The sequence below is a fragment of the Streptomyces rimosus genome, from assembly GCF_008704655.1.
GTDB classification, from domain to species: Bacteria; Actinomycetota; Actinomycetes; order Streptomycetales; family Streptomycetaceae; genus Streptomyces; species Streptomyces rimosus.
In genome coordinates this window covers 6503615-6523543 of sequence record NZ_CP023688.1, presented here as the reverse complement: position 1 = coordinate 6523543, position 19929 = coordinate 6503615, and the positions used below count along the sequence as shown (strand labels likewise).

The following is a 19929-nucleotide window of genomic DNA, read 5'->3' as shown; positions in this document are numbered from 1 at the left end:
CCTCCCCTCAGGTGGCCGACCCCGCCGCCGCCCCCGTCTTCAGGTCCCGCCCCCAGCGGGCCAGCTCCGCTTCGAGGTCGAGCGGGCGGAGCCGGTCCGGTTCGTCCGGGCCCGGCCAGTCCTCGCGCGGCACCCGCCACATCACCTCGAACTCGTTGCCGTCCGGGTCCTTCGCGTACACCGACTTGGACACCAGGTGATCGGTGGCGCCGACCAGCGCGACCCGCTGCGCCAGCTCCGCCGCCACGTCCGCCAGCTCGCCGAGGGTCCCGACCTCCCACGCCAGGTGGTAGAGCCCCACCCGGCCGTGCTCGGGCCCAGGGGCCGCGGCCCCCACCGCGAACAGCCCGAGATCGTGATCATTGGCCGTCCCCTCCGCACTGAGGAACGCGGCCCGCCCCGGAATCTCCGTATCCACCCGGAACCCGAGCGCCTCGCTGTAGAAGGCCACGGCGCGCGCCACGTCCCGTACGTAGAGCACCGCGTGATTCAACCGCCGTACCGCCACGTCAATCCCTCACCTTCCGCTGCTTACCGACATCTTCCCGACGTGCCCGCCCCCGCCCCGCGCCGCTCACTTACGGATCAGCAGGAACACGAGCGCCACGACCACACCGAGCACCAGGGCGGCCACGCCGTACGCCAGCCGGTGCGCGCGCAGGACCGGCAGCAGCCGGTCGACCGCGTACCGGCCGGGGCCGGTCAGCGTGAGCGCCGCCGCGCCCGCCGTGAGCAGCAGCTCGTACTCGACGCCCTCGGGCGCGAAGAACCCGCCGCCCCACTTCACCCCCAGCGCGTTCACCATCGTCCCGACGAGCGCCGCCCCCGCCAGCGGCGTCAGCAGCCCGAGCACCAGCCCGAGGCCGCCCAGCGTCTCGCTGAGACCGGCGACGACGGCCATGGCCTTGCCCGACGGATAGCCGCTGGCCGTGAAGAACTGCCCGGTCCCGTCCAGCCCGCCCCCGCCGAACCAGCCGAACAGCTTCTGCGCACCGTGCGCGGCCATGATCAAGCCGACCGCGAGCCGCAACACCAGCAGACCGATGTCGTACGCGTGCGGGCTCGCGGCATGGCGGTCGTCGATGCCGCTGCCGTAGTCACGGAGGGGGCTGAGGGGGGAGGTCATACGAACGCTCATTTCTGTCTGTGACCGGGCGGCCACCATCGGAAGTACTTGAAGTTTCAAGTCACCCTTCGAAGATACACATCACTTGAAACCTGAACAACAGGCCCACCGGCCAACCTCACCCCCCGAACCCCCTCACACACCCCCCGTAACCACCCCCACCCCCCACTCACCCCGAAGCCACCCAGACGTCCTTGCCCCCGCCCCGCCACTCGATGAGCCCCGGCGCATCCAGATCAACATCCTCGGCATCCGGCGCCAGCCCCGCCCGCCGCAAGAACTCGGCAACATCCCCCCGCCCATGCGCCAGCCCGACGATCTGCCCATGAACCGTCACCCGACGCCCACCCGAAGGCGAGGGCGGATGAACAATCACCGGCAAATGCACACCCATACCTTCAGCCTGCACCGCCCAAAAGCACCCCGCATGTCGGCTATAGCAGGGAAGGCGACGACAGCCGCCTCCCCGCACAACGCGCGGCCTGTAGGCGTGTGGACTTCCCGCGGACCCCGAAAACGACGAAGCCCCAACCGACCTCGGTTGGGGCTTCGATCTCACCGCTCAGATGCGGCTTCTCACTGTGGGCACAACAGGATTTGAACCTGTGACATCTGCTTTGTAAGAGCAGCGCTCTACCGCTGAGCTATGCGCCCTGGCTGAGCGGACAGGCTACCTTGCTTTCCGGGCTGCACTGCAAACCCGGGTTGTGGACGGCTCGGGGCGGGGGCCGTGGCCGCGCCGGATCCTGTCCTTGATCGCGAACCAACCGGCCGCTGTGTTCGTTCCTACTGGGTGGGAGAATGGCAGCCGGGCCAGGGGCGATGCGATCGGGAGAGGGATGTGACGGCGACACACACGCAGCCGCGCAAGCAGCGAGCACGCCGTGCAGTACGCCGTCGCCCCCGGGGCGGACCGCTCCGGGACACCGTGACTCTGCTCCTGCTGCCGCTGCCGTTGCTGGCCGCCGCGGCCCCGGCCGCCTTCGCGGGCGGCGGTACGCGGCGCTGGTTCGGGCGCGGGGAGAGCCAGCGCGCGGATGCCCAGGCGGCCAAGGACGCTGCCGCGGCGGCGTTCTACGAGCTGGACACGGCCCAGCGTGACCTGCGGATCTCCATAGAGACGATCACCGCGGTCGACCGTTCCCCGGCGGCCGTGCGGGCCGCGGAGGAGTACGAGCGTTTCGGGCAGCGGATCGACGAGGTCAGCCAGGGCTACATCAGCGCCGTCGACGCCCACGACCTCGACCGGGACGACCTCGACGCCGGCGCGGCTTCGCGGGCGCGCGCCGACCTGACCCGGGCCAAGGACGAGCTGGAGCGGGTCAAGGCGGACCTCGACCGCTTCGCGCAGGGGCTGGGGCCGCTGCTGCAGACCGCGGAAACGCAGCTGGCGCGGCTCGCGCCGGCGGTCGAGCGGGCCCGGCAGGCCCTGCTGGCCGCGAGCAACGCGCTGGATGCCGTCCGCGCGCAGAACTACAAGGCCGACGGCCTGGCGGCCCGGCTGGCCGCCCTGTCGCCCGAGCTGACCAAGCTGAACCAGGGCGCCGGGCAGCACGGCGTGCAGGAGACGATCCGGCGCGCCGACGACGTACTGCGCCAGGCCGAGGCCCTACGTACCGAGGCGGAGCGGCTGCCGGAGAAGGCCGCGGAGATCGACAAGCGGCTGGTGTCGCTGCGGACCCGGGCGCAGGCCATCACGACGCGGGCGGCCAAGGTCGATCCCGTACTGAGCGAACTGCGCCGGCGTTACAGCGCGGCCTGCTGGCAGGACCTCCAGAACGTACCGGACCAGGCCGCCGACGCCGTCGCGCAGGCGGAGACCAAGGTGCGCGAGGCCCAGCAGGCCCGCGACGAACAGCGCTGGGCCGACGCCACGAGCCTGCTGGCGACCGCGCGGGCCCTGCTGAACACGACCGACGAGGCGGTCTCGGCGGCCGGTGACCGGCTGCGGCGGCTGGACGAGGTGTCCTTCGACCGCGAGAAGGAGGTCGAGCGGACGCGCTTCGCGGTACGGGACGCGCAGCGGCTGGCGATGGCCGGCCGCAGTACGCCCGACCCGCGCCACGCACGCCCGCTGGACGACGCGGTGGCGCGCCTGGAGCGCGCGATCGCCGGCCTGGAGGGACGGCACCCGGACTGGTGGCACTTCCTGACCGAGATGGAAGCGGTACGGCAGACGGCGGCCCGCGTGGTGCAGGAGATCCGCGAGGAGCGGGGTGGAGGGGCGGCGGGGTGAGGGGGTGACGGTGCCCGGCAGTGGGTTCGGGGCTGGTGCGGGTGGGGTGGTGTGCGGCGTGCGGTGGGGCGGTGTGCAGTGAGGTTGCGTGCAGCGGAGCGGCTGATCGGCTGGCGATAGGTCCCGTTGGCTCGGCGGTCTGTGGGTCGGGCGGGCCGGTGGCCCGGCGGGCCGTAAGTGCACGGCCCGCAGTGGTGCAGCGGTCAGGCGGCGATGCCGCGGGCGGCCGTGGTTGCTCCCGTCGCGCAGGCGGCGTGGCCGCAGGGCGACAGCCGTAACGATCAGTGCGTACGGGCGGCTGCCCCCGCCCCGGCGAAAGCCGAGACCCCGCAGCCCCGTCCCACGACCGGCCGCCACCCCCGCCCGCCCTCTGGCCTCCCCCTCCCCTACCCACTGACCTGGCACTTTGGCGTCCCGCCGCGGACAGGCGGATGCTGGAGTCAAGCACGGTCCAGGCGGCTCATCGGCGGCTCATCTGCGTGAAGGAGGCCGGACATGGACGCTGGCCAGGCTCTGCACGGGCCCTCCCGGACGCTGCGCGGCAAGGTGCGGCACACACGGCTCGACGAACATCTCCCCGTCGATCACCGGCTCAGCCAGATCTACCGTTTCGGCGCGGGTCTGGTGGGGCTGGTACTCGTCGCTTTCGGCATTCTCGGCCTGATCGACAAGATCGGGTTCTTCGACACGGGCGGCGACACCGTCGCCGGGCTGAACACCAACGGCGCGCTGAGCGTGCTGTCGATCATCGTGGGCCTGGTGCTCTTCGGCGGCATGGTGATCGGCGGGAACTTCGCCTCGACACTCAACATCGTGCTCGGCGTCGCCTTCCTGCTCAGCGGCTTCGTCAATCTCGCCATTCTGGAGACCGGCTTCAACTTCCTGGCCTTCCGCATCCAGAACGTTCTGTTCAGCTTCCTCGTCGGCCTGATGCTGCTGGTCTTCGGCATGTACGGTCGTGTCTCCGGCGGCCTGCCCCACGACAACCCGTACTGGCGCGCCCGCCACCCGGAAATCGCAAACCGAACCGCGCGCCCCCTGCCACCCCGAACCGGCGCACACGCGGCCCCTCGCCACGAGGCTCCCACAACCCACGGACACCGCTCCCGCTTCCGTTCCCACTCCCCGAAGCACCGCCGCCGGCACGCCATGTAGTGCACGGACTACCGCAAACAGCGCCCCCACTCCAGGCAGCCCATTGCGGTCGCTGCATCGCCCATACCGTTACGGAACGGCATTCCCCCCCCTCGTAGAAAGGGCCGCCCCGCGTGCAGATCACCCGCGTCGAAACGTTTCTGGCACCGCCGCGCTGGATGTTCGTCCGGGTGGAAACCGACACCGGCCTCGTCGGCTGGGGCGAGCCGGTGGTCGAGGGCCGCGCCGAACCGGTACGCGCCGCCGTCGAGGTCCTGGCCGAATACCTCCTCGGCCGGGACCCGTCCCGTATCGAGGACCACTGGCAGGTCATGACCAAGGGCGGCTTCTACCGCGGCGGCCCGGTGCTCTCCTCCGCCGTCGCCGGGCTGGACCAGGCCCTGTGGGACATCAAGGGCAAGGAGTACGGCGTCCCGGTCCACCAACTCCTCGGCGGCCCCGTACGGGAACGGGTCCGCGCGTACTCATGGATCGGCGGCGATGAACCGGCCGAGATACGGGACGCTCTGACCGCCCAGATCGAGGCGGGTTTCACCGCCGTCAAGATGAACGGCTGCGGCCCGATGACCCCGGTCGCCACCCGCGCCGAGATACGGGACTGCCTGCGCCGCGCCGAGACCGCACGCGAGGTACTGGGCGACGAGCGGGACTTCGGCCTGGACTTCCACGGCCGTGTGTCCCCCGCCAACGCCCGGCGCCTGCTCCCCCTGCTCGCCGAACACGCGCCGATGTTCGTCGAAGAACCGGTCCTCCCCGACTATCCGCACTCCCTTCCCGACCTGGTCAACGCCTCCAATATCCCCCTCGCGCTCGGCGAACGGCTCTTCACCCGCCAGGAGTTCCTGGCTCCTCTCCAGGCCGGCGTCGCCATCCTCCAACCGGATATCTCGCACGCGGGCGGCATCTCCGAACTCCGCCGGATCGCCGCTCTCGCGGAGACTTACGGAGCCCAGCTCGCCCCGCACTGTCCGCTCGGCCCGATCTCGCTCGCGGCCAGCCTCCAAGTCGCCTTCACCACCCCCAACTTCCTCATCCAGGAACAGTCCATCGGCATTCACTACAACCAGGACGCCGAGCTGCTCGACTACGTCATCGACCCCGCCCCCTTCCGCTTCCAAGGCGGCTCCCTCGCGCGCACCGACCGCCCGGGGCTGGGCATCACGGTCGACGAGCCGGCCGTACGTGCCGCCGACAAGAAAGGCCACACCTGGCGCAACCCCGTCTGGCGCCACGCGGACGGCTCGTTCGCCGAATGGTGAGCCGCACGCCAGGACCGGACAAGCCGGGCCAAGCCCCTCGGCCCCACGCCGAAAACGCACGGACAACCGGCACCAGCACGCGCCCGCACGCGAACACGCCCCCTCACACAGCCACCGGTCCTCCCCCGCACACAGACCAAAACACAGCGGCGAGACCACGAGCAGGCGCATCCGCATCCGCAGACCGACCCGGCGCGGGCCACCAAAGCACGAGCGCCGAAGCCACCACCCACACCTGCCCTGACACCAACACCAACACCGACGTGCTCACCTCCGGCGAGACCATGATCGCGCTGCGCGGCACCGGCCCGCTCAAGCTGGGCGGCACCATGAACGTCTCCATCGCGGGCGCCGAGAGCAATGTCGCCGTTGGCCTCGCCCGGCTCGGCCACGACGTCCAGTGGGCGGGCATCGTGGGCGACGGCTAAGCCGGTCAGCTGGTGTTCCGTACCCTGCGGGCCGAAGGGGTGGACATCTCCCCGGCCTCGTCCGATCCCGACGCCCCGACCGGGCTGATCCTCTTCGAGCCGCGGCTCCCGGACGTGACCCGCATCCACTACTACCGCGCGGGCTCGGCCGGGTCGCGCATGGCCCCGGACGTGCTCGACCGGGCCTTCGCCACCACTGCACCCCAGGTGTTGCACCTGGTCGGCATTACCCCTGCTCTGGGCCGCGCCCCGTCCACGCACGCCCTTCACCTGGCCCGCGAACGCGAGACAACGGTCTGCCCCGACGTGAATCACCGCTCCCGGCTGTGGACGGCCGACCAGGCGTCGGCGGTCCTGCGGGACTGGATCCCGTACGTGGACATCCTGATCTCCTCGACCGACGGGCTCTCGCTGTGCCTCCCACCGGGCTCGCCAGCCGACATCACCGCACAGGCCGGACAATGGCCGGCCGCAGGCGTCACCGAGATCGTCGTGAAACTCGGCCCGGACGGCGCCACCTCCTATACGCACCCAGAGCCCCACCCCGCCAACCAACGCCCGTGCCACCCGCACCACGCCATCGACGGCTCGCTGCACCAGCCCGCCGTACCTGTACAAGCCGTGGACCCAATGGGTGCCGGTGACGCGTTCGTAGCGGGCTATCTCTCCACTCTGCTGGACGGCGAGGGCGTCGTCGGGCGCCTCGAACGGGGCGTGACCACCGGCGCCTTCGCGGTGACCTCCCCCGGCGACTGGAAAGGCGCTCCCACACGTGCCGAACTGCGCCTCCTCGGCGCACCACCCGGCACGGTCGTACGCTGGCCCACTCCGTTCTCCCCCCACGTTCTGCCCCCTTTCTCCCCCTCGCGGGCTAATCTGTGGCCATGCCTCGTTACGAATACCGCTGCCGTTCCTGCGGCTCGACCTTCGAGCTGAACCGCCCGATGGCCGAGTCCTCCGCTCCGGCCACCTGCCCGGACGGGCACGAGGACACGGTCAAACTGCTGTCCACGGTCGCCGTCGGCGGCACCGCCGCTGCCCCGGCCCCCAGCGGTGGCGGCGGAGGCGGCTGCTGTGGAGGCGGCTGCTGCGGCTGACCATCGGCCGCAGCGGGTCCCCAGCGGTTCCCTCTCCTCCGACTGCCGTTACGCCGCTCTAGGGCCGTCCGATGGGTTGCGCAGCACGCGCCGGTGCGTTGCACACGCCCCGGCGGCCCTGCTCTCAGTTCGCGGCCCCGGCTACCGGCGCTCGCCTCGTCACCGCCTGCGTGCCACGGTCAGTCCGTCTGCCACGGTGAGCATCACCGCCTCCATCCGCTCGTCCGCCATGACGTGATCGTTGAATTCCTTGATCGCCGCGGCCGGTCCTTCCGCGTGCGGATCGGCCACCTTCCCGCCGAACAGGACGTTGTCCGCGACGATCAGTCCCCCGGGCCGCAGCCGCGGGACCAGTTCCTCCCAGTACGCGACGTAGTTGCCCTTGTCCGCGTCGAGGTAGGCGAAGTCGATCCGCGGCTCGGCGGGGATCGACCGCAGCGTGTCCAGCGCGGGGGCGATCCGCAGGTCGATACGGTCCGCGACACCGGCCTTCGCCCATGCCTCGCGACCGTACGCCGTCCACTCCTCGGAGATGTCGCAGGCGATCAGCGTGCCGTCCGGCGGCAGTGCCTGCGCCATCGCCAGGGCCGAGAACCCGGTGAAGGTGCCCACCTCCACGACCCGCCGCGCGCCGCACAGCCGGATCAGGAAGGCCAGCAGCGGGCCCTGCTCCTGCGCCGACTGCATCCGCGCCGCGTCGGGGAAGCGCTCCAGCGTGGTCCGTACGAGCTCCCGCTGCACGGTGTCCAGCGGCGGATTGTGCGCCAGGACGTAGTCGTACAGCGCCTCCGTGATCGTCGTGGTCTTGCTCTTGGTCACCGGTGCTCCTCAGGTCCCCAGGTAACGCAGTACGGCCAGGACGCGGCGAGAGTAGCCGGAAGTGCCGGTCAGGCCGAGCTTGTCGAAGATCGCGTTGGTGTGCTTCTCCACGGCGCTCCGGGAAATGTGCAGCCTGTCGGCGATGGCCGTGTTGGTGTGTCCTTCGGCCATCTGGGCGAGCACCTCGCGCTCACGGGCCGTGAGCGCGTTCAGCGGATCGGCGCGGCTGCTGCGGGAGAACAGGACCCGTACGACCTCCGAGTCGAAGGCAGCCCGCCCGGAGCCGACCCGCTCCAGCGCGTCCAGGAACTCGTCCACCTGCACGACGCGGTCCTTGAGGAGGTAGCCGACGCCCTCGCTGTCCTCGGTCAGCAGCTCGGTGGCGTACCGCCGCTCGACGTACTGCGACAGGACGAGTACGCCGACGTCCGGCCAGCGCTCGCGGATGCTGACCGCGGCCCGCAGTCCTTCGTCCGTGTGGGTGGGCGGCATCCGTACGTCCACGACCACCACGTCGGGCCGCTGCTCCGCCGGTGCGCGCTCCAGCACCGTCATCAGTTCCGCGGCGTCCCCCACCGCGGCCATCACCTCGTGATCCTCTTCGGTCAGAAGTCGCACCAAGCCCTCCCTCAGCAGGGTCGAGTCGTCGGCGAGTACTACGCGCACGGCAGCTCCGCGGTGATCGTGGTGGGTCCGCCGGCCGGGCTGGCCACCCGGAACCGGCCGTCCATGGCGGCGACCCGGCGGGCCAGCCCGAACAGTCCGCTACCCAAGGCATCCGCACCACCCCCGCCGTTGTCCTGGATCCGAAGGAACAGGGTGTTGTCTTCACGGTTGACGGTGACGGCTATCCGGTCCGCGCAGGAGTGCTTGACGGCGTTGGTGACCGCCTCGGATATGACGAAATAGGTGACGGTCGCCACGGCGGTGTCGGGTTCACGAGCGAGGCGGTAGTCGAGGCGGACGGGCACCGCGGAACGCTCCGCGACGGTTTCCAGAGCGGTCCGGAGCCCGGCCTCGTCCAGCACGGTCGGATAGACGCGCCAGGCGACTTCGCGCAGTTCGGTCAGCGCCTGGCGGCTCTGCTCGTGGGCCTGTCGCAGCAGTTCGACCGTGCGGGTTTCGTCCTTGGCGCGCAACGCGCGGCCGAGCAGCATGCCCAGGGCCACCAGTCGCTGTTGGACCCCGTCGTGCAGATCGCGCTCGATACGGCGGCGTTCGTCGTTGACCGCCGCGACGACCCCGGCCCGGCTGGAGGCCAGTTCCGCGACCCGCCGCTGCAACTCCTTCTCGTGCGTGGGGCCGAGGAAGTGTCGCGCCAGCCGGGCTTCCAGGGTCGCCATGCCGAAGACCGCTTGCAGGCTGAGGAAGAGCAGGAACACGGCGCCCACACCTGTCTCCGCGACGTCCACCGGGTGCTCGATGGTGGAGAACATCCACGCCGTCGACGCCCACAGGACGACGGTCGCCCCCGCGAGCGCGGAGATCACGACGCAACCGCCCAGTAGCCCCAAGGCCCAGCGGACCGCCAGGTATTTGAGCGCGCGCTCGGTGTCGTACCCATAGGAGAAGTCGGCACCGCCGAACCACAGTCGGCGGCGCGCGGACTCGGTGAGGCACCGGGCCACGGCCGTCACCGGCTCCAGCACCTTCCGTCTCCCGCGCGGCCACATGTATACGCAGAGCAGCGCGAGCCCCGAGAGCGCGATGAACGGCAGCTCGACCGCCACCATGCCCGCGCCGACCAACAATCCGACCGTGAGGCGCATCCCGCGCCGTGTCATCCCCCGCATGATCAAAACGCTAGTGGCTGCGCCATTGCCTCCACACTGCGGTAAACCACAGTGTTCCGTGCGGTTTTCCGCAATGTGCCCGCGCCCGCGGATTTCTACCGTCGAAGCATGAACGAACTCGCGGAAACAAGCTGGATCACCGGACTCATGGACACCCTCGGCGCGCCCGGCGCGGGCCTGGCGATCGCCGCCGAGAATCTCTTCCCGCCGCTGCCGAGCGAGCTGATCCTGCCGCTGGCCGGCTTCGCGGCGGGCCAGGGCCGGATGTCCCTGTTCTCCGCGCTCGCGTGGACGACGCTCGGCTCGGTGCTCGGCGCGCTGGCGCTGTACGGCGTGGGCGCGGCGCTCGGCCGGGCCCGCATGCTGGCGATCGCGGCCAGGCTGCCGCTGGTCAAGGTGTCGGACGTCGAGAAGACCGAGCGCTGGTTCCAACGACACGGCAGCAAGGCGGTGTTCTTCGGCCGGATGGTCCCGATCTTCCGCAGCCTGATATCGATACCGGCCGGCATCGAACGCATGCCGATACCGGCCTTTCTCCTCCTGACCACGCTCGGAAGTCTGATCTGGAATGCGATCTTCGTTCTCGCCGGCTACGCGCTCGGCGAGAACTGGGAGGAAGTGACCGGCTATGCGGACACGTATTCAAAGGTGGTCCTGGTGGCTGCCGGACTGGCGGTGCTGGCCTTCCTGGCCGTGCGGCTCAGCAGGAGCGGTCCGGGGCAGCGGCGGCGCGGGTGAAGGCCCGCAGGATCTCCTCGCCGGCCGCGACCCCGTGCTCGCTCAGTGCGGTGACGTGCTCGGCGTCCCACCCGGAGGACGCCAGCTCCCCGTGGCCGGGGCGCCAGCCGTGGTCCGCCGCCAGCAGCAGGTCGGCGTCCAGCAGCGAGTCCCCGGCGGCGAGTGTCTGCGCGGCCCCGGTTCGCCGGGCCACTTCCGCCACGGCGGCGCCCTTGGTGAGCGGCTTCGGTACGGCGTAGATCTTCCGGCCCTGGAGCGAGACGGTCCAGCCGCGGGCGTCCGCCCACTCGGCGAGTTCCTTGACCCAGGTCTGCGGCAGCAGCGAGCGCTCCACGACCAGGTAGGCGAAGAGGTCCTCGGCGACGCGCTCCTTGAGCAGCCAGGCCGGATCGGCACTGTGCAGCAGATGCGCACGGACCTCGTCGAGCGTGGCGCATTCCGCGGTCAGCCGCGCGGCGACGGTGCGCTGCCAGTCGCGGTCGGACTCACCGTCCACGAGCAGGTGGCCGCCGTTCGCGCAGATGGCGAAGCGTGGTGCGCGGCCCGGGAGGTGGATGCGCCCGTACTGCTCACGGGTGCGTGTGGTCGTCGGGACGAACGTGGCGGTGTCGGCAAGTGTGGCCAGCAGCCCGGCCGCCGTCTCCGTCATGTAGGAGAGCGGTTTGCGCTCGTAGACCTCGACACAGAGCAGGCGCGGCGCCTCGGCGTCGGGCATGGCCAGGTCCAGCGCGGCGGCCGAATAGATGAGGGTGCGGTCCAGGTCGCTGGCGACGAGTGTGCTCACAGCGCGGTCACCGCCTTGCCGTCCGCACCCGTCGCGCCCCGCGTGTAGCGGGGGTGGATCAATCCCACACAGGAGTAGGGCAGTTCGTCGACCTCTTCGACGGGTACGCCCCGCTGTTCAGCCAGGAGACGCACATGATCAAGGTCCGTACCGGCGCCGCGCCGGGCCAGAATCTTCCAGGGGACCCGCCGGAGCAGTACCCGCGTGGTCTCACCGACCCCCGGCTTCACGAGATTGACGTCGTGGATGCCGTACGCCTCACTGATCCGCTCGACCGCGGCCCAGCCCGCCCACGTGGGCGTCCGGTCGGCGGCGGCCAGTTCCTTCACGTCGGAGGCGACCTGCTCGGCGACCTCGTCGAAGCGCGCGACGACCGTGTCGACGAACGTCCGCGACAAGTCGGCGCCGGCCAGCTCGCGGTAGAACTTGGCGCCGTGGAAGTCGTCGGGCCCCACGAGGTCGTCGCGCAGTACGGTGCGCGAGACCAGGCCGGAGACGGTGGAGTTGAGGCAGGCGGACGGGATGAGGAAATCGTCGCGGGTGCCGTAGGTATCCACGCAGCCACCGGGATCGGCGAGGACGGCGATCCTCGGGTCGAAGCCGGGGAAGTCCCGAAGCGCTTCCGCGAGTTCGCGGGTGATGGCGCCCTTGCCCGTCCAGCCGTCGACGAAGACGACGTCCGCCGGATCGTGGTGGGCGGCCAGCCAGCGCAGGGCGGTGGTGTCGATGCCGCGGCCGCGCACGATCGAGACGGCGTAGTGCGGCAGATCGAGCCCGTCGGCGTACTGTGCCCAGCGGCGCATCAGGACGCCCACCGGGGTGCCGGCGCGGGCCAGGGAAACCAGTACCGGCCGGGGGGATCGCTCGGCGAGCACGGTTTCCGTGACGGTGCCGACGGCGCGCGCGATGCGGGCGGCGGAGGTCGCCAGGGCGCTGTGGAACAGCGCCTGGTACTGCTCGCTCGGCTGGTACTCGACGGGCAGCGATTCGGCGTAGTGGGCGCCACCGGCCTGAATCGCCTCCTCGCGCTCCTCGGTCGGCGCTTCCAGGCTGACCGAGGACAGGTCCTGGAGCAGCCAGCCGACCTCGTCGGGGGCGTAGGAGGAGAAGGCGGGGCCGCGCAGCGGCTCGGGGAGGGGCATCGGTCAGACCTGTCGTTGCGTGGCGTCGGGCGTGGGCTGCGGAGCGGGCTCCGGCGTCTGCGGCAGTGCGTACGCCGGTGTGTAGGAGGGGACGACGGCGAGCAGCAGCCGGTCGGTTTGCGGGGTGAGCTGCGCCAGGAGGCCGTCGGGACCATGGAGTTCCGGAGTGTCGCCGTGCGAGTCGGTGACGGCGACGATCGCGTCGAAGCGGCGCCGAGGGTCCGTACCTGGCGCGACGTTGTACGCGTACCGCTCCCCCGGCCCGTCGGCCGGCCTGTCGTGGGCGGGGAAGGTCAGCCAGGTGCGGATGGCGTAGCCGGGATCGTCCACGGCCAGGACCGGCGAGCGGGTGGTGGTCGAGAAGCAGACCTCGGCCGGTGTCGCGTCGTCCAGGGCGCCGGCGAGGCGCAGCGGCGCGTACATCAGCTCTTCGTTGCCGAGGACCAGCACCCGGCGGGCACCGGCGAGCCGGTCGGCGACGCGGGCCGCCATGCCGGGGAGCGCGGCTTCCAGGAGGGCCCGGTGCTCGGGCGTGAAGCCGTGCCGACCGCCGTCCGGCACGCTCTCGGGCCAGCCGAGGTCGATGCGCTCGGGGAGTGGCCGATTCGTGGGACCGACCGCGGCCGCAGTGCTGCCCGAGGCCGCGGCCCCAGCCCGAGCCGCGACTCCACCCAAGACCGGACCCCCACCGGAAGCCGCCCCCTCGGCGGAAGCGGCCACGGTCCCCGACACGCCAGACTCTTCCGTCGGCGCGGTGTCCAGGTGGGCCGCGACGAGGGCCTGGCCCCGTTCGAGTACGTCGGCCGGGAGCTGTACGCCTCCGGCGGCCAGGGATATGAGATCGACCCGTGCTCCCAGGTCGGCGGCGAACTTGTCCAAGTGGTTGCGGTCCGCCTCCGAGCGCATGTCGACCAGGGCGACGACGACGTACCGCTCGCGCGGGAAGCGGGCGTGCAGGGCCTTGATGGTGTTCAGGACCGTACGGCCGGTGGAGAACTCGTCGTCCACGAGGACCAGGGGGCCGTCCCCGGCCAGCAACGACGGGTCCTCGGGGAGCAAAAGGTGCGAGGTCGCGTGGCTGTGCTCCTCCTCGAAACCGCCCGCCTGCGCCACTCCCTCGACCGGCCGCCGCGTGGAGTGCAGATACGGCGCGAGCGCCAGCCCGTCGGCCACGCTGTGGCCGAGCCCCGTCGCGGTCTCCGCGTATCCCAGGACGACGGCGCGCGCCGCGTCCGCGTCGCCCAGCAGTTCCCGGACCCGGCGCCCCAGGCCGAGCCCCGCGCCGTGGACCGCCTCCGGCCGCTGCGGTACATGCTTGCCGAGAACGTTCGACACCAGCAGATGAGCCCGCTTGGGGTTGCGCCGCAGCGCCAGGCCCAGCAGCCGGGACAGCTCGGGCCCGCCACTCAGCGAGACCCCGAGCCGCTGCGCGACCCACTCTCCCGTCCACACCACTGCGCCCGTCTCCTTCGTCTCTTCCACCGTCGTCGTCATCGTTCGTCGCTTCCTGGGTGTCCTCGGGCCGGTGGGGCGGCAGCCGTCCCGGTGTCCGAGGCGTGCGCCGCGTCAGGTGTGCGGGAGGCTCGCCGTCAGCAGTTCCACGAAGCCGACACCTTCGCGGGCCACACCGAACGCCTCGGCCCGCAGAAGGGTCCGTTCGGCCCAGGCCCGATGCGGTTTGATCTCGTTCATCTTGTTCGTGTACGCGGAGCGCAGGACTCCGCCGGCGCCGCGCTCGGGCCGCAGGATGTCCACCGCGTCGCTGAACTCCTCGTGGCTGACGACCGAGAGCGCGTGCACCGGCGCCACGTGCGAGGGATGGATGCAGGTCTTGCCCTGCAAGCCGTTGGCGCGGTCCAGTTCGATCTCGCGCAGCAGACCGTCCATGTCGTGCTCGATCAAGGCCGTCCGGAGTTCCTCCGCCCGGCCCAGGAAGGGGCTTTGCCGCAGCTGCGGCTTGAACATCCGCTCGTGGAGGCGGAAGTACTCCCACACCGGACCGGTGACCGTGAACCCGGTGCCGTCCGCCCGTCCGAGCACGTTCACCACATCGGCGATCACGGACGCGACGATCTGCACGTCGTACGCGGTCATGTCGGGGGCCCGGCGCAGGCCGTAGGCCGAGCAGAAATCCGTGACGCCGAGGCGCAGGGCCAGTATCCGGTCACGGTATTTGTCCACCGTGCGCGCTATGCCCCGCAGTGTTTCGCCGCGGCTCTCCAGGTGGAGCAGTTCGGGCGACTCCAGCACCGGCATCGCGAACAGCCGCCGCCCGCAGTCCGCCTCCGCGCCGGCCAGCGCCTCCAGGAACGGAACGCCCCGCTCCTCGGTGAACTTCGGCAGTACGAATCCAGACAACAGCCGCACGGCAGGGCCCAGTCGGCCCACCAGGTCCGGTATCTGGGCTGCCGCGCGGACCCGTATGAAGAGCAGCGGGAGGTCCGTACCGTCCCCCGATTCCTCGGCGAGAACCGCGAACTGCCGCACGAGGTTCTCCTCACCGGCCACCACATCGGCGTCGCTGATGGAGTCCTCCAGGCAGAGCACCATGGACACCACGCCCCGGCCTGCCTGTTTGACGATGTCCTCGGCGAGCTTGGGGCGGGTGGCGGGGCTGTAGAGCGTCGCGCCGAGGGCCACCGAGAGCGTGCCGGGCGGGGAGTCGGCGGTGAACTCGACCGGCTCCTTGTGGAACAAAGCGTTCCGGATATCGGGCGCAAGGTGCCCAAAATGACGCATAGAACTCCCCGTGAGCAGGCGGGGCCGGGGCCACCCCGCGGCGACTCGCTGTCTGGATCCGGCCGGTAATCGTACGTGTGGCCGCGACGGGAAAGTTCCCGCCGGGGTGAAAAGCACGTAACCCGCACGCGACGGCCGGGTGCCGCGGAGACCGGCCGGGCCACGCCGGTGAGGCCCCCGCGTTGTCCCTCCGACCTCCGGGAAGGCAGGATTACGGACATGACGCACGCGATGCTGAAAGGGTCGAACGTACCCCTCGACACCACGGCGGTACGGGCCGTAGTGCGCTGGACGCCCGGCGCCGGAGTGCCCGATGTCGATGCCTCGGCCCTGCTTCTCGCCGCCGACGGCCGCGTGCGTTCCGATGCGGACTTCGTCTTCTACAACCAGCCCCGCCACCCCAGCGGCCTGGTGCGGCACCTGCCGAAGACGCGGCTGACCGACGGGCTGGCCGACACGATCGAGGCGGATCTGTCCGCCCTCGAAGCGTCGGTGGACCGTGTCATGCTCACCGCGTCGGCGGACGGCGGAACCTTCGCCCATGTGCGGGACCTGCGCGTACTGCTCTACGACGCCTCCTCCGGGGACGACGAGCCGATCGCGGTGTTCGACGTGGTGCCGGAGACGGGCAAGGAGACGGCCCTGATCTGTGGCGAGTTGTACCGGCGCGGTGATCGGTGGAAGTTCCGTGCGCTGGGGCAGGGGTACGAGCAGGGGCTGAACGGCCTGGCCACCGAGTTCGGGATCTCGGTGGAGGAGGACGACGCTGCCGCGTCCGCCGACACCGGCACGGCCGCCTCCGCGCCGTCCGCCCCGAGCCCGGCCACGACGCCCGCGGGCGCTACCGGCACGCCCGCAGGCACGCCCGCACCCACACCCGCCACCACGGACAGCAACGCCGCAGCGACCAGCAGCACAACACCCGCCGGCAGCACAGCACCCGCCCCCACCAGCACCGCAGCAGCGGCAAGCACCCCCCGCGAAGCAGGTGCCCCCTCGGCCGCCCCGCACCCCGAGGCCGCCACCCACCACCTCCCGGACCCGGCCCCGTCGCAGGCCCCGGCACCGCCTACGAGCCCGAACCCGACCCCCTCCACACCGCCCTCCCAGGCAGAGCCGGACTCCTTCCCCCTGTCGCCTCCCGCCGCCCCGCCCACGAGCACGCCGCCGTCCACGGCACCGCCCGCAGGGGCGTCGGCTGCCGCGTTCCCGCCGCCGCAGCCCACCGGTGGCGGCTACGGCTATCCGCCCAACGCCCCGCAGTTCCCGCCGCCCCCGGCGCAGCCGCCTGCCCAGCCCGCGTACGGTTATCCCGGCCCGATGCCGCAGCAGCCGCAGTCGCAGCCCTCCTACGGCTATCCGCAGCCTCCGCAGCAGCCTCAACACCAGCCGTATCCGACGGGACCGGCGGCCCCGGCCGTCCCGGCCCCTCCGGCCTACGGCTATCCACAGCAGCCCCCGGGCCCCGGCCCGGACCCGAACTTCGTCCTGCCTCCGCAGGGACCGCAGTTCCAGCACCGCTGACCGGCGACCGGCAGCCCGCCGCCTCAGGAGACCGCACCTACGGTCGGCGGGCAGCACGGCGCCCTACGAGCGAACTGCACGCAAACAGCGGCCTGAACCCCCGCACGGGCACGAGCACGGCCATGGCCACAAGCACGCCCGCGAACACCGGCCACGCAGGTACCGAACCGCACGCCCCCGCCGTGACGTTTCCCCCGCGCCTCGCCGCCCCGTCTCTCACACCTTCGACTTGTACCCCCGCCCCCACTGGAGGCCCCAGCCGTACAGCCGGTCCAGTTCGGACTGGAAGCCGTAGACGTATTTGACCTCGCGGCGGACGGTCAGGTCGCCCTTGTTGTTCTCCAGCATGAAGATGGCGCAGGAACGGGCCTGGGGAGCCCGTTCGTCGAGGCCGATCTCCACCCGGGGGCCGCTGCTCGGGTAGAGCGTCACGATGGCGTGCGTGCGGTCGAAGGCCGGGGTTCCGTCGTAGATGTAGACGAAGATCAGCAGGCGCTTGATCTCGTCGCGGTGGTCGAGGTTGATGTAGAGCGTCTCACCGGAGGGCGAGCCGAACCGGTCGTCGCCGCTGAGCTTCACATACGGCGCGGCGTTGATGTCACCGAGGAAGTTGCCCAGCGGCTGCACCACGCCCTTGGTGCCGTCCTTGAGCTCGTACAGGCAGGCGAGGTCCAGGTCGATCTTGACGACCGCCGGTCCCTGCGCCTGCACCACCTCCGGCTTGAACATCTTGCCGGGGTTGCGCAGCAGGCTGCCGCCGCGCTGCGAGCCGCGCATGCCGATGTCGGTCGTGCGCATCTGCCACGAGAGGTTGACCCGCAGGTGCCCGGAGGCCGCGCCCTGCTTGGTCAGCGAGACCACCGGGTTGCGCTTGGTCAACTCGACCACGTACGACGCGCCACCGGCTTCGAACTTCGGCGCCCCGCCCCGCCGCCAATTGTCGAAGAATGACACCTTGCCCCACCCCATCGATCCGACTCGAAGGCCGCCCGCCCCGATGGCCCACGGCCCGACTTGCTGCGTGCTTCCGCCCTACCCGGCCACCCCTTGGCCCGGTACGGCCGCGGGGCGGCCATGGAGTGAGCACTCCATGGCCGCCCCGCAGAGAGCGTTCCTCAATCAGCCCCTCGTCACACTCCGGAGGTGACTTCCGGCTCTGCCCGGGAGCCCTCCCCGGGCTTGCCTTCCAGCCGGTTCTTGCGCACGGACGACCAGAACGACAGCAGGATCAGGCCGACTCCGACCAGGCCGGTGACGACCTCGGGGATCTCGTACTTGATCGAGGCGAGCAGGATGACCGCCAGCGCGCCGATGGCGTAGTGCGCGCCGTGCTCCAGGTAGACGTAGTCGTCCAGGGTTCCCTTGCGGACCAGGAAGACCGTCAGCGAACGGATGTACATCGCGCCGATGCCCAGACCCAGCGCCATCTCGAAGATGTCGTTGGTGACGGCGAAGGCGCCGATGACGCCGTCGAAGGAGAACGACGCGTCGATGACCTCCAGGTAGAGGAACATGAAGAACGCGGCCTTGCCGGCCAGTCCCACGCCCGAGACCGAGCTCTTCGAGGCGCCGTTCGAGCCGGCGTCCCCGGCCGTCTTCGCCGCCGGGGCGTCGTCGTCCTCGTCGTCCTCGGCCTCCTCCAGCTTGTCCTCGAAGTAGCCGGAGATGCCGCCCACGACCAGATACGTGATCAGGCCGGCGACGCCGGAGAGCAGCACCGTCGCGCTCTTGTCACCGCCGCCGTGCGCGACGTCGGTGGCCACCGTCATGGCCGTGACCAGCAGGACGATCAGCGCGATGATGACGGACAGCATGTCCAGCTTGCCCATTTTGGCGAGCGGCCGCTCCAGCCAGCCCAGCCACTTGTGCTCGCGCTCCTCGAAGATGAAGTCGAGGAAGATCATCAGCAGGAACATGCCGCCGAAGGCCGCGATGGCCGGGTGGGCCCCCGTGACCAGGTGTTCGTACTGCGGCTTGTCGTTGATCGCCAGGTTGACGGCCTCCAGCGGCCCCATCTTCGCGGTGATCGCGACGATGACCACCGGGAAGACCAGGCGCATGCCGAAGACGGCGATCAGAATGCCGACGGTCAGGAAGATTTTCTGCCAGAAGGCGTTCATCTTGCGCAGAATGCCGGCGTTGATGACCGCGTTGTCGAACGAGAGCGAGATCTCCAGGATCGACAGGATGCCGACGATCGCGAGCCCCTGCCACCCCCAGAGGACGCCGGCCAAGGCCAGGCCCGCCGCCGTGATGGCGAACGACCAGCCAAAGGTTCTCAGGAGCACTGCCTAACCCAATCCCTCGCTGTGTGGGGTCCCCCGCGCTGGGCGCGCGGCGCCTTTACGAAACGTTGACCCCGAAGTCTAGAGCGATGCCTCGCAACCCCGACGCGTACCCCTGGCCCACCGCGCGGAACTTCCATTCACCGCTGTACCGGTAGACCTCACCGAAGATCATTGCCGTTTCGCTGGAAGCGTCCTCGCTGAGGTCGTAACGCGCCAGCTCACTGCCGTCGGCCTGATTGACGACCCGGATGAAAGCGTTGCTGACCTGGCCGAAGCTCTGGCCGCGCAGATCCGCCTCATGGATCGAGACCGGAAATACGATCTTGTCGACCTCGGCGGGAACCTTGCTCAGGTCGACGAGGATCGACTCGTCGTCCCCCTCGCCCTCACCGGTGAGATTGTCGCCGGTGTGTTCGACCGAGCCGTCCGGGCTCTTGAGATTGTTGTAGAAGACGAAGTACTCGTCCCCGAGCACCCGCCCCGACCTGCACAGCAGCGCGCTGGCGTCCAGATCGAACGGCGCACCCGTGGTCGAGCGCGCGTCCCAGCCCAGGCCGACCATGACCTGCGTGAGATTCGGCGCGGCCTTGGAGAGGGAGACGTTGCCTCCCTTTGCGAGCGTGACGCCCATGGTGTTCGCATCCTCCCCGGTGACGGTGGTGCCGCGGTGGTCCACGGCTTTCTACGGGTTCGTACACCGCCCGTACGAGAGGACACGGCCCTGGATACGGCACCTTGACGGCGCGCGCGTGGACCGTGCGCGGTGCGCGCACGCCGCTCTCCGGGGTCCGCGTCCCGTAC

Annotated in this window: 17 protein-coding genes, 1 tRNA gene and 2 pseudogenes; 7 read left to right on the top strand and 13 right to left on the bottom strand. The window is 70.6% G+C overall.

Annotated elements, in window-relative coordinates; genetic code table 11:
• Positions 1-7: 7 nt before the first annotated feature.
• From CP984_RS28250 to CP984_RS28235, 4 genes are all read right to left on the bottom strand, one after another.
• On the bottom strand, positions 8-508 hold the full coding sequence (locus tag CP984_RS28250; protein ID WP_003979699.1) for a VOC family protein: 501 nt from the start codon (positions 506-508) through the stop codon (positions 8-10).
• A 66-nt stretch (positions 509-574) separates the two neighbouring features.
• Positions 575-1126 (bottom strand): DoxX family protein, encoded by a 552-nt coding sequence (locus tag CP984_RS28245; RefSeq protein WP_003979700.1) that lies wholly within the window; start codon positions 1124-1126, stop codon positions 575-577.
• Between the two features lie 169 nt (positions 1127-1295).
• Positions 1296-1520, bottom strand: coding sequence for a hypothetical protein (locus tag CP984_RS28240; RefSeq protein WP_030183481.1), 225 nt, complete (start codon positions 1518-1520; stop codon positions 1296-1298).
• A gap of 188 nt (positions 1521-1708) precedes the next feature.
• Positions 1709-1780: transfer RNA gene (locus CP984_RS28235), tRNA-Val, on the bottom strand.
• A gap of 187 nt (positions 1781-1967) precedes the next feature.
• Between CP984_RS28235 and CP984_RS28230 the strand changes: the two genes are divergently transcribed.
• From CP984_RS28230 to CP984_RS28210, 5 genes and pseudogenes are all read left to right on the top strand, one after another.
• Positions 1968-3362: a coiled-coil domain-containing protein gene (locus CP984_RS28230; RefSeq protein ID WP_031024279.1), complete on the top strand. Its 1395-nt coding sequence runs from the start codon at positions 1968-1970 to the stop codon at positions 3360-3362.
• A 495-nt stretch (positions 3363-3857) separates the two neighbouring features.
• Positions 3858-4517, top strand: coding sequence for a DUF4383 domain-containing protein (locus CP984_RS28225; RefSeq protein ID WP_003979702.1), 660 nt, complete (start codon positions 3858-3860; stop codon positions 4515-4517).
• Positions 4518-4630: 113 nt separating this feature from the next.
• Complete coding sequence (gene dgoD, locus CP984_RS28220; protein WP_003979703.1) at positions 4631-5776, top strand: galactonate dehydratase; 1146 nt, start codon at positions 4631-4633, stop codon at positions 5774-5776.
• Positions 5770-7140, top strand: a pseudogene (locus CP984_RS28215) (sugar kinase). Before dgoD ends, CP984_RS28215 begins: the two are co-directional and overlap by 7 nt.
• Complete coding sequence (locus tag CP984_RS28210) at positions 7089-7301, top strand: FmdB family zinc ribbon protein (protein WP_030183475.1); 213 nt, start codon at positions 7089-7091, stop codon at positions 7299-7301. Before CP984_RS28215 ends, CP984_RS28210 begins: the two are co-directional and overlap by 52 nt.
• Before the next feature lie 159 nt (positions 7302-7460).
• Here CP984_RS28210 and CP984_RS28205 read toward each other — a convergent pair whose 3' ends face one another.
• From CP984_RS28205 to CP984_RS28195, 3 genes are read right to left on the bottom strand one after another with little or no spacing between them, the layout of a single operon-like run.
• Positions 7461-8120, bottom strand: a complete 660-nt coding sequence (locus CP984_RS28205; RefSeq protein WP_003979705.1) for an O-methyltransferase — start codon at positions 8118-8120, stop codon at positions 7461-7463.
• A gap of 9 nt (positions 8121-8129) precedes the next feature.
• Positions 8130-8786 (bottom strand): response regulator transcription factor, encoded by a 657-nt coding sequence (locus CP984_RS28200; RefSeq protein WP_003979706.1) that lies wholly within the window; start codon positions 8784-8786, stop codon positions 8130-8132.
• Positions 8777-9913, bottom strand: a complete 1137-nt coding sequence (locus CP984_RS28195) for a sensor histidine kinase (RefSeq protein ID WP_030183472.1) — start codon at positions 9911-9913, stop codon at positions 8777-8779. The genes CP984_RS28200 and CP984_RS28195 overlap by 10 nt, the downstream gene beginning before the upstream one ends.
• 108 nt (positions 9914-10021) lie before the next feature.
• On the opposite strand from CP984_RS28195, the gene CP984_RS28190 reads away from it, so the two are divergent.
• Positions 10022-10651, top strand: coding sequence for a DedA family protein (locus CP984_RS28190; RefSeq protein ID WP_003979708.1), 630 nt, complete (start codon positions 10022-10024; stop codon positions 10649-10651).
• Here CP984_RS28190 and CP984_RS28185 read toward each other — a convergent pair.
• The 3 genes and pseudogenes from CP984_RS28185 to CP984_RS28175 form a co-directional block, all read right to left on the bottom strand.
• The gene (locus CP984_RS28185; RefSeq protein ID WP_003979709.1) at positions 10614-11435 is read right to left on the bottom strand and encodes an HAD family hydrolase; all 822 of its coding nucleotides are present in this window, start codon (positions 11433-11435) and stop codon (positions 10614-10616) included. The two genes, CP984_RS28190 and CP984_RS28185, sit on opposite strands and share 38 nt — an antisense overlap.
• Positions 11432-14071, bottom strand: a pseudogene (locus CP984_RS28180) (phosphoribosyltransferase domain-containing protein). The gene CP984_RS28185 and the pseudogene CP984_RS28180 overlap by 4 nt, the downstream one beginning before the upstream one ends.
• 72 nt (positions 14072-14143) lie before the next feature.
• A complete protein-coding gene (locus CP984_RS28175) occupies positions 14144-15316 on the bottom strand; it encodes an HpcH/HpaI aldolase/citrate lyase family protein (RefSeq protein ID WP_003979710.1) in 1173 nt (390 codons plus the stop codon).
• Between the two features lie 219 nt (positions 15317-15535).
• On the opposite strand from CP984_RS28175, the gene CP984_RS28170 reads away from it, so the two are divergent.
• A complete protein-coding gene (locus tag CP984_RS28170; RefSeq protein WP_003979711.1) occupies positions 15536-16840 on the top strand; it encodes a TerD family protein in 1305 nt (434 codons plus the stop codon).
• A gap of 216 nt (positions 16841-17056) precedes the next feature.
• On the opposite strand, the gene CP984_RS28165 is transcribed toward CP984_RS28170, so the two are convergent.
• From CP984_RS28165 to CP984_RS28155, 3 genes are all read right to left on the bottom strand, one after another.
• A complete protein-coding gene (locus CP984_RS28165; protein WP_003979712.1) occupies positions 17057-17794 on the bottom strand; it encodes a TerD family protein in 738 nt (245 codons plus the stop codon).
• Positions 17795-17970: 176 nt separating this feature from the next.
• The gene (locus CP984_RS28160; RefSeq protein WP_003979713.1) at positions 17971-19128 is read right to left on the bottom strand and encodes a DUF475 domain-containing protein; all 1158 of its coding nucleotides are present in this window, start codon (positions 19126-19128) and stop codon (positions 17971-17973) included.
• A 55-nt stretch (positions 19129-19183) separates the two neighbouring features.
• Entirely contained in the window at positions 19184-19759 is a 576-nt protein-coding gene (locus CP984_RS28155) for a TerD family protein (RefSeq protein ID WP_003979714.1), read from the bottom strand.
• Positions 19760-19929: the final 170 nt, after the last annotated feature.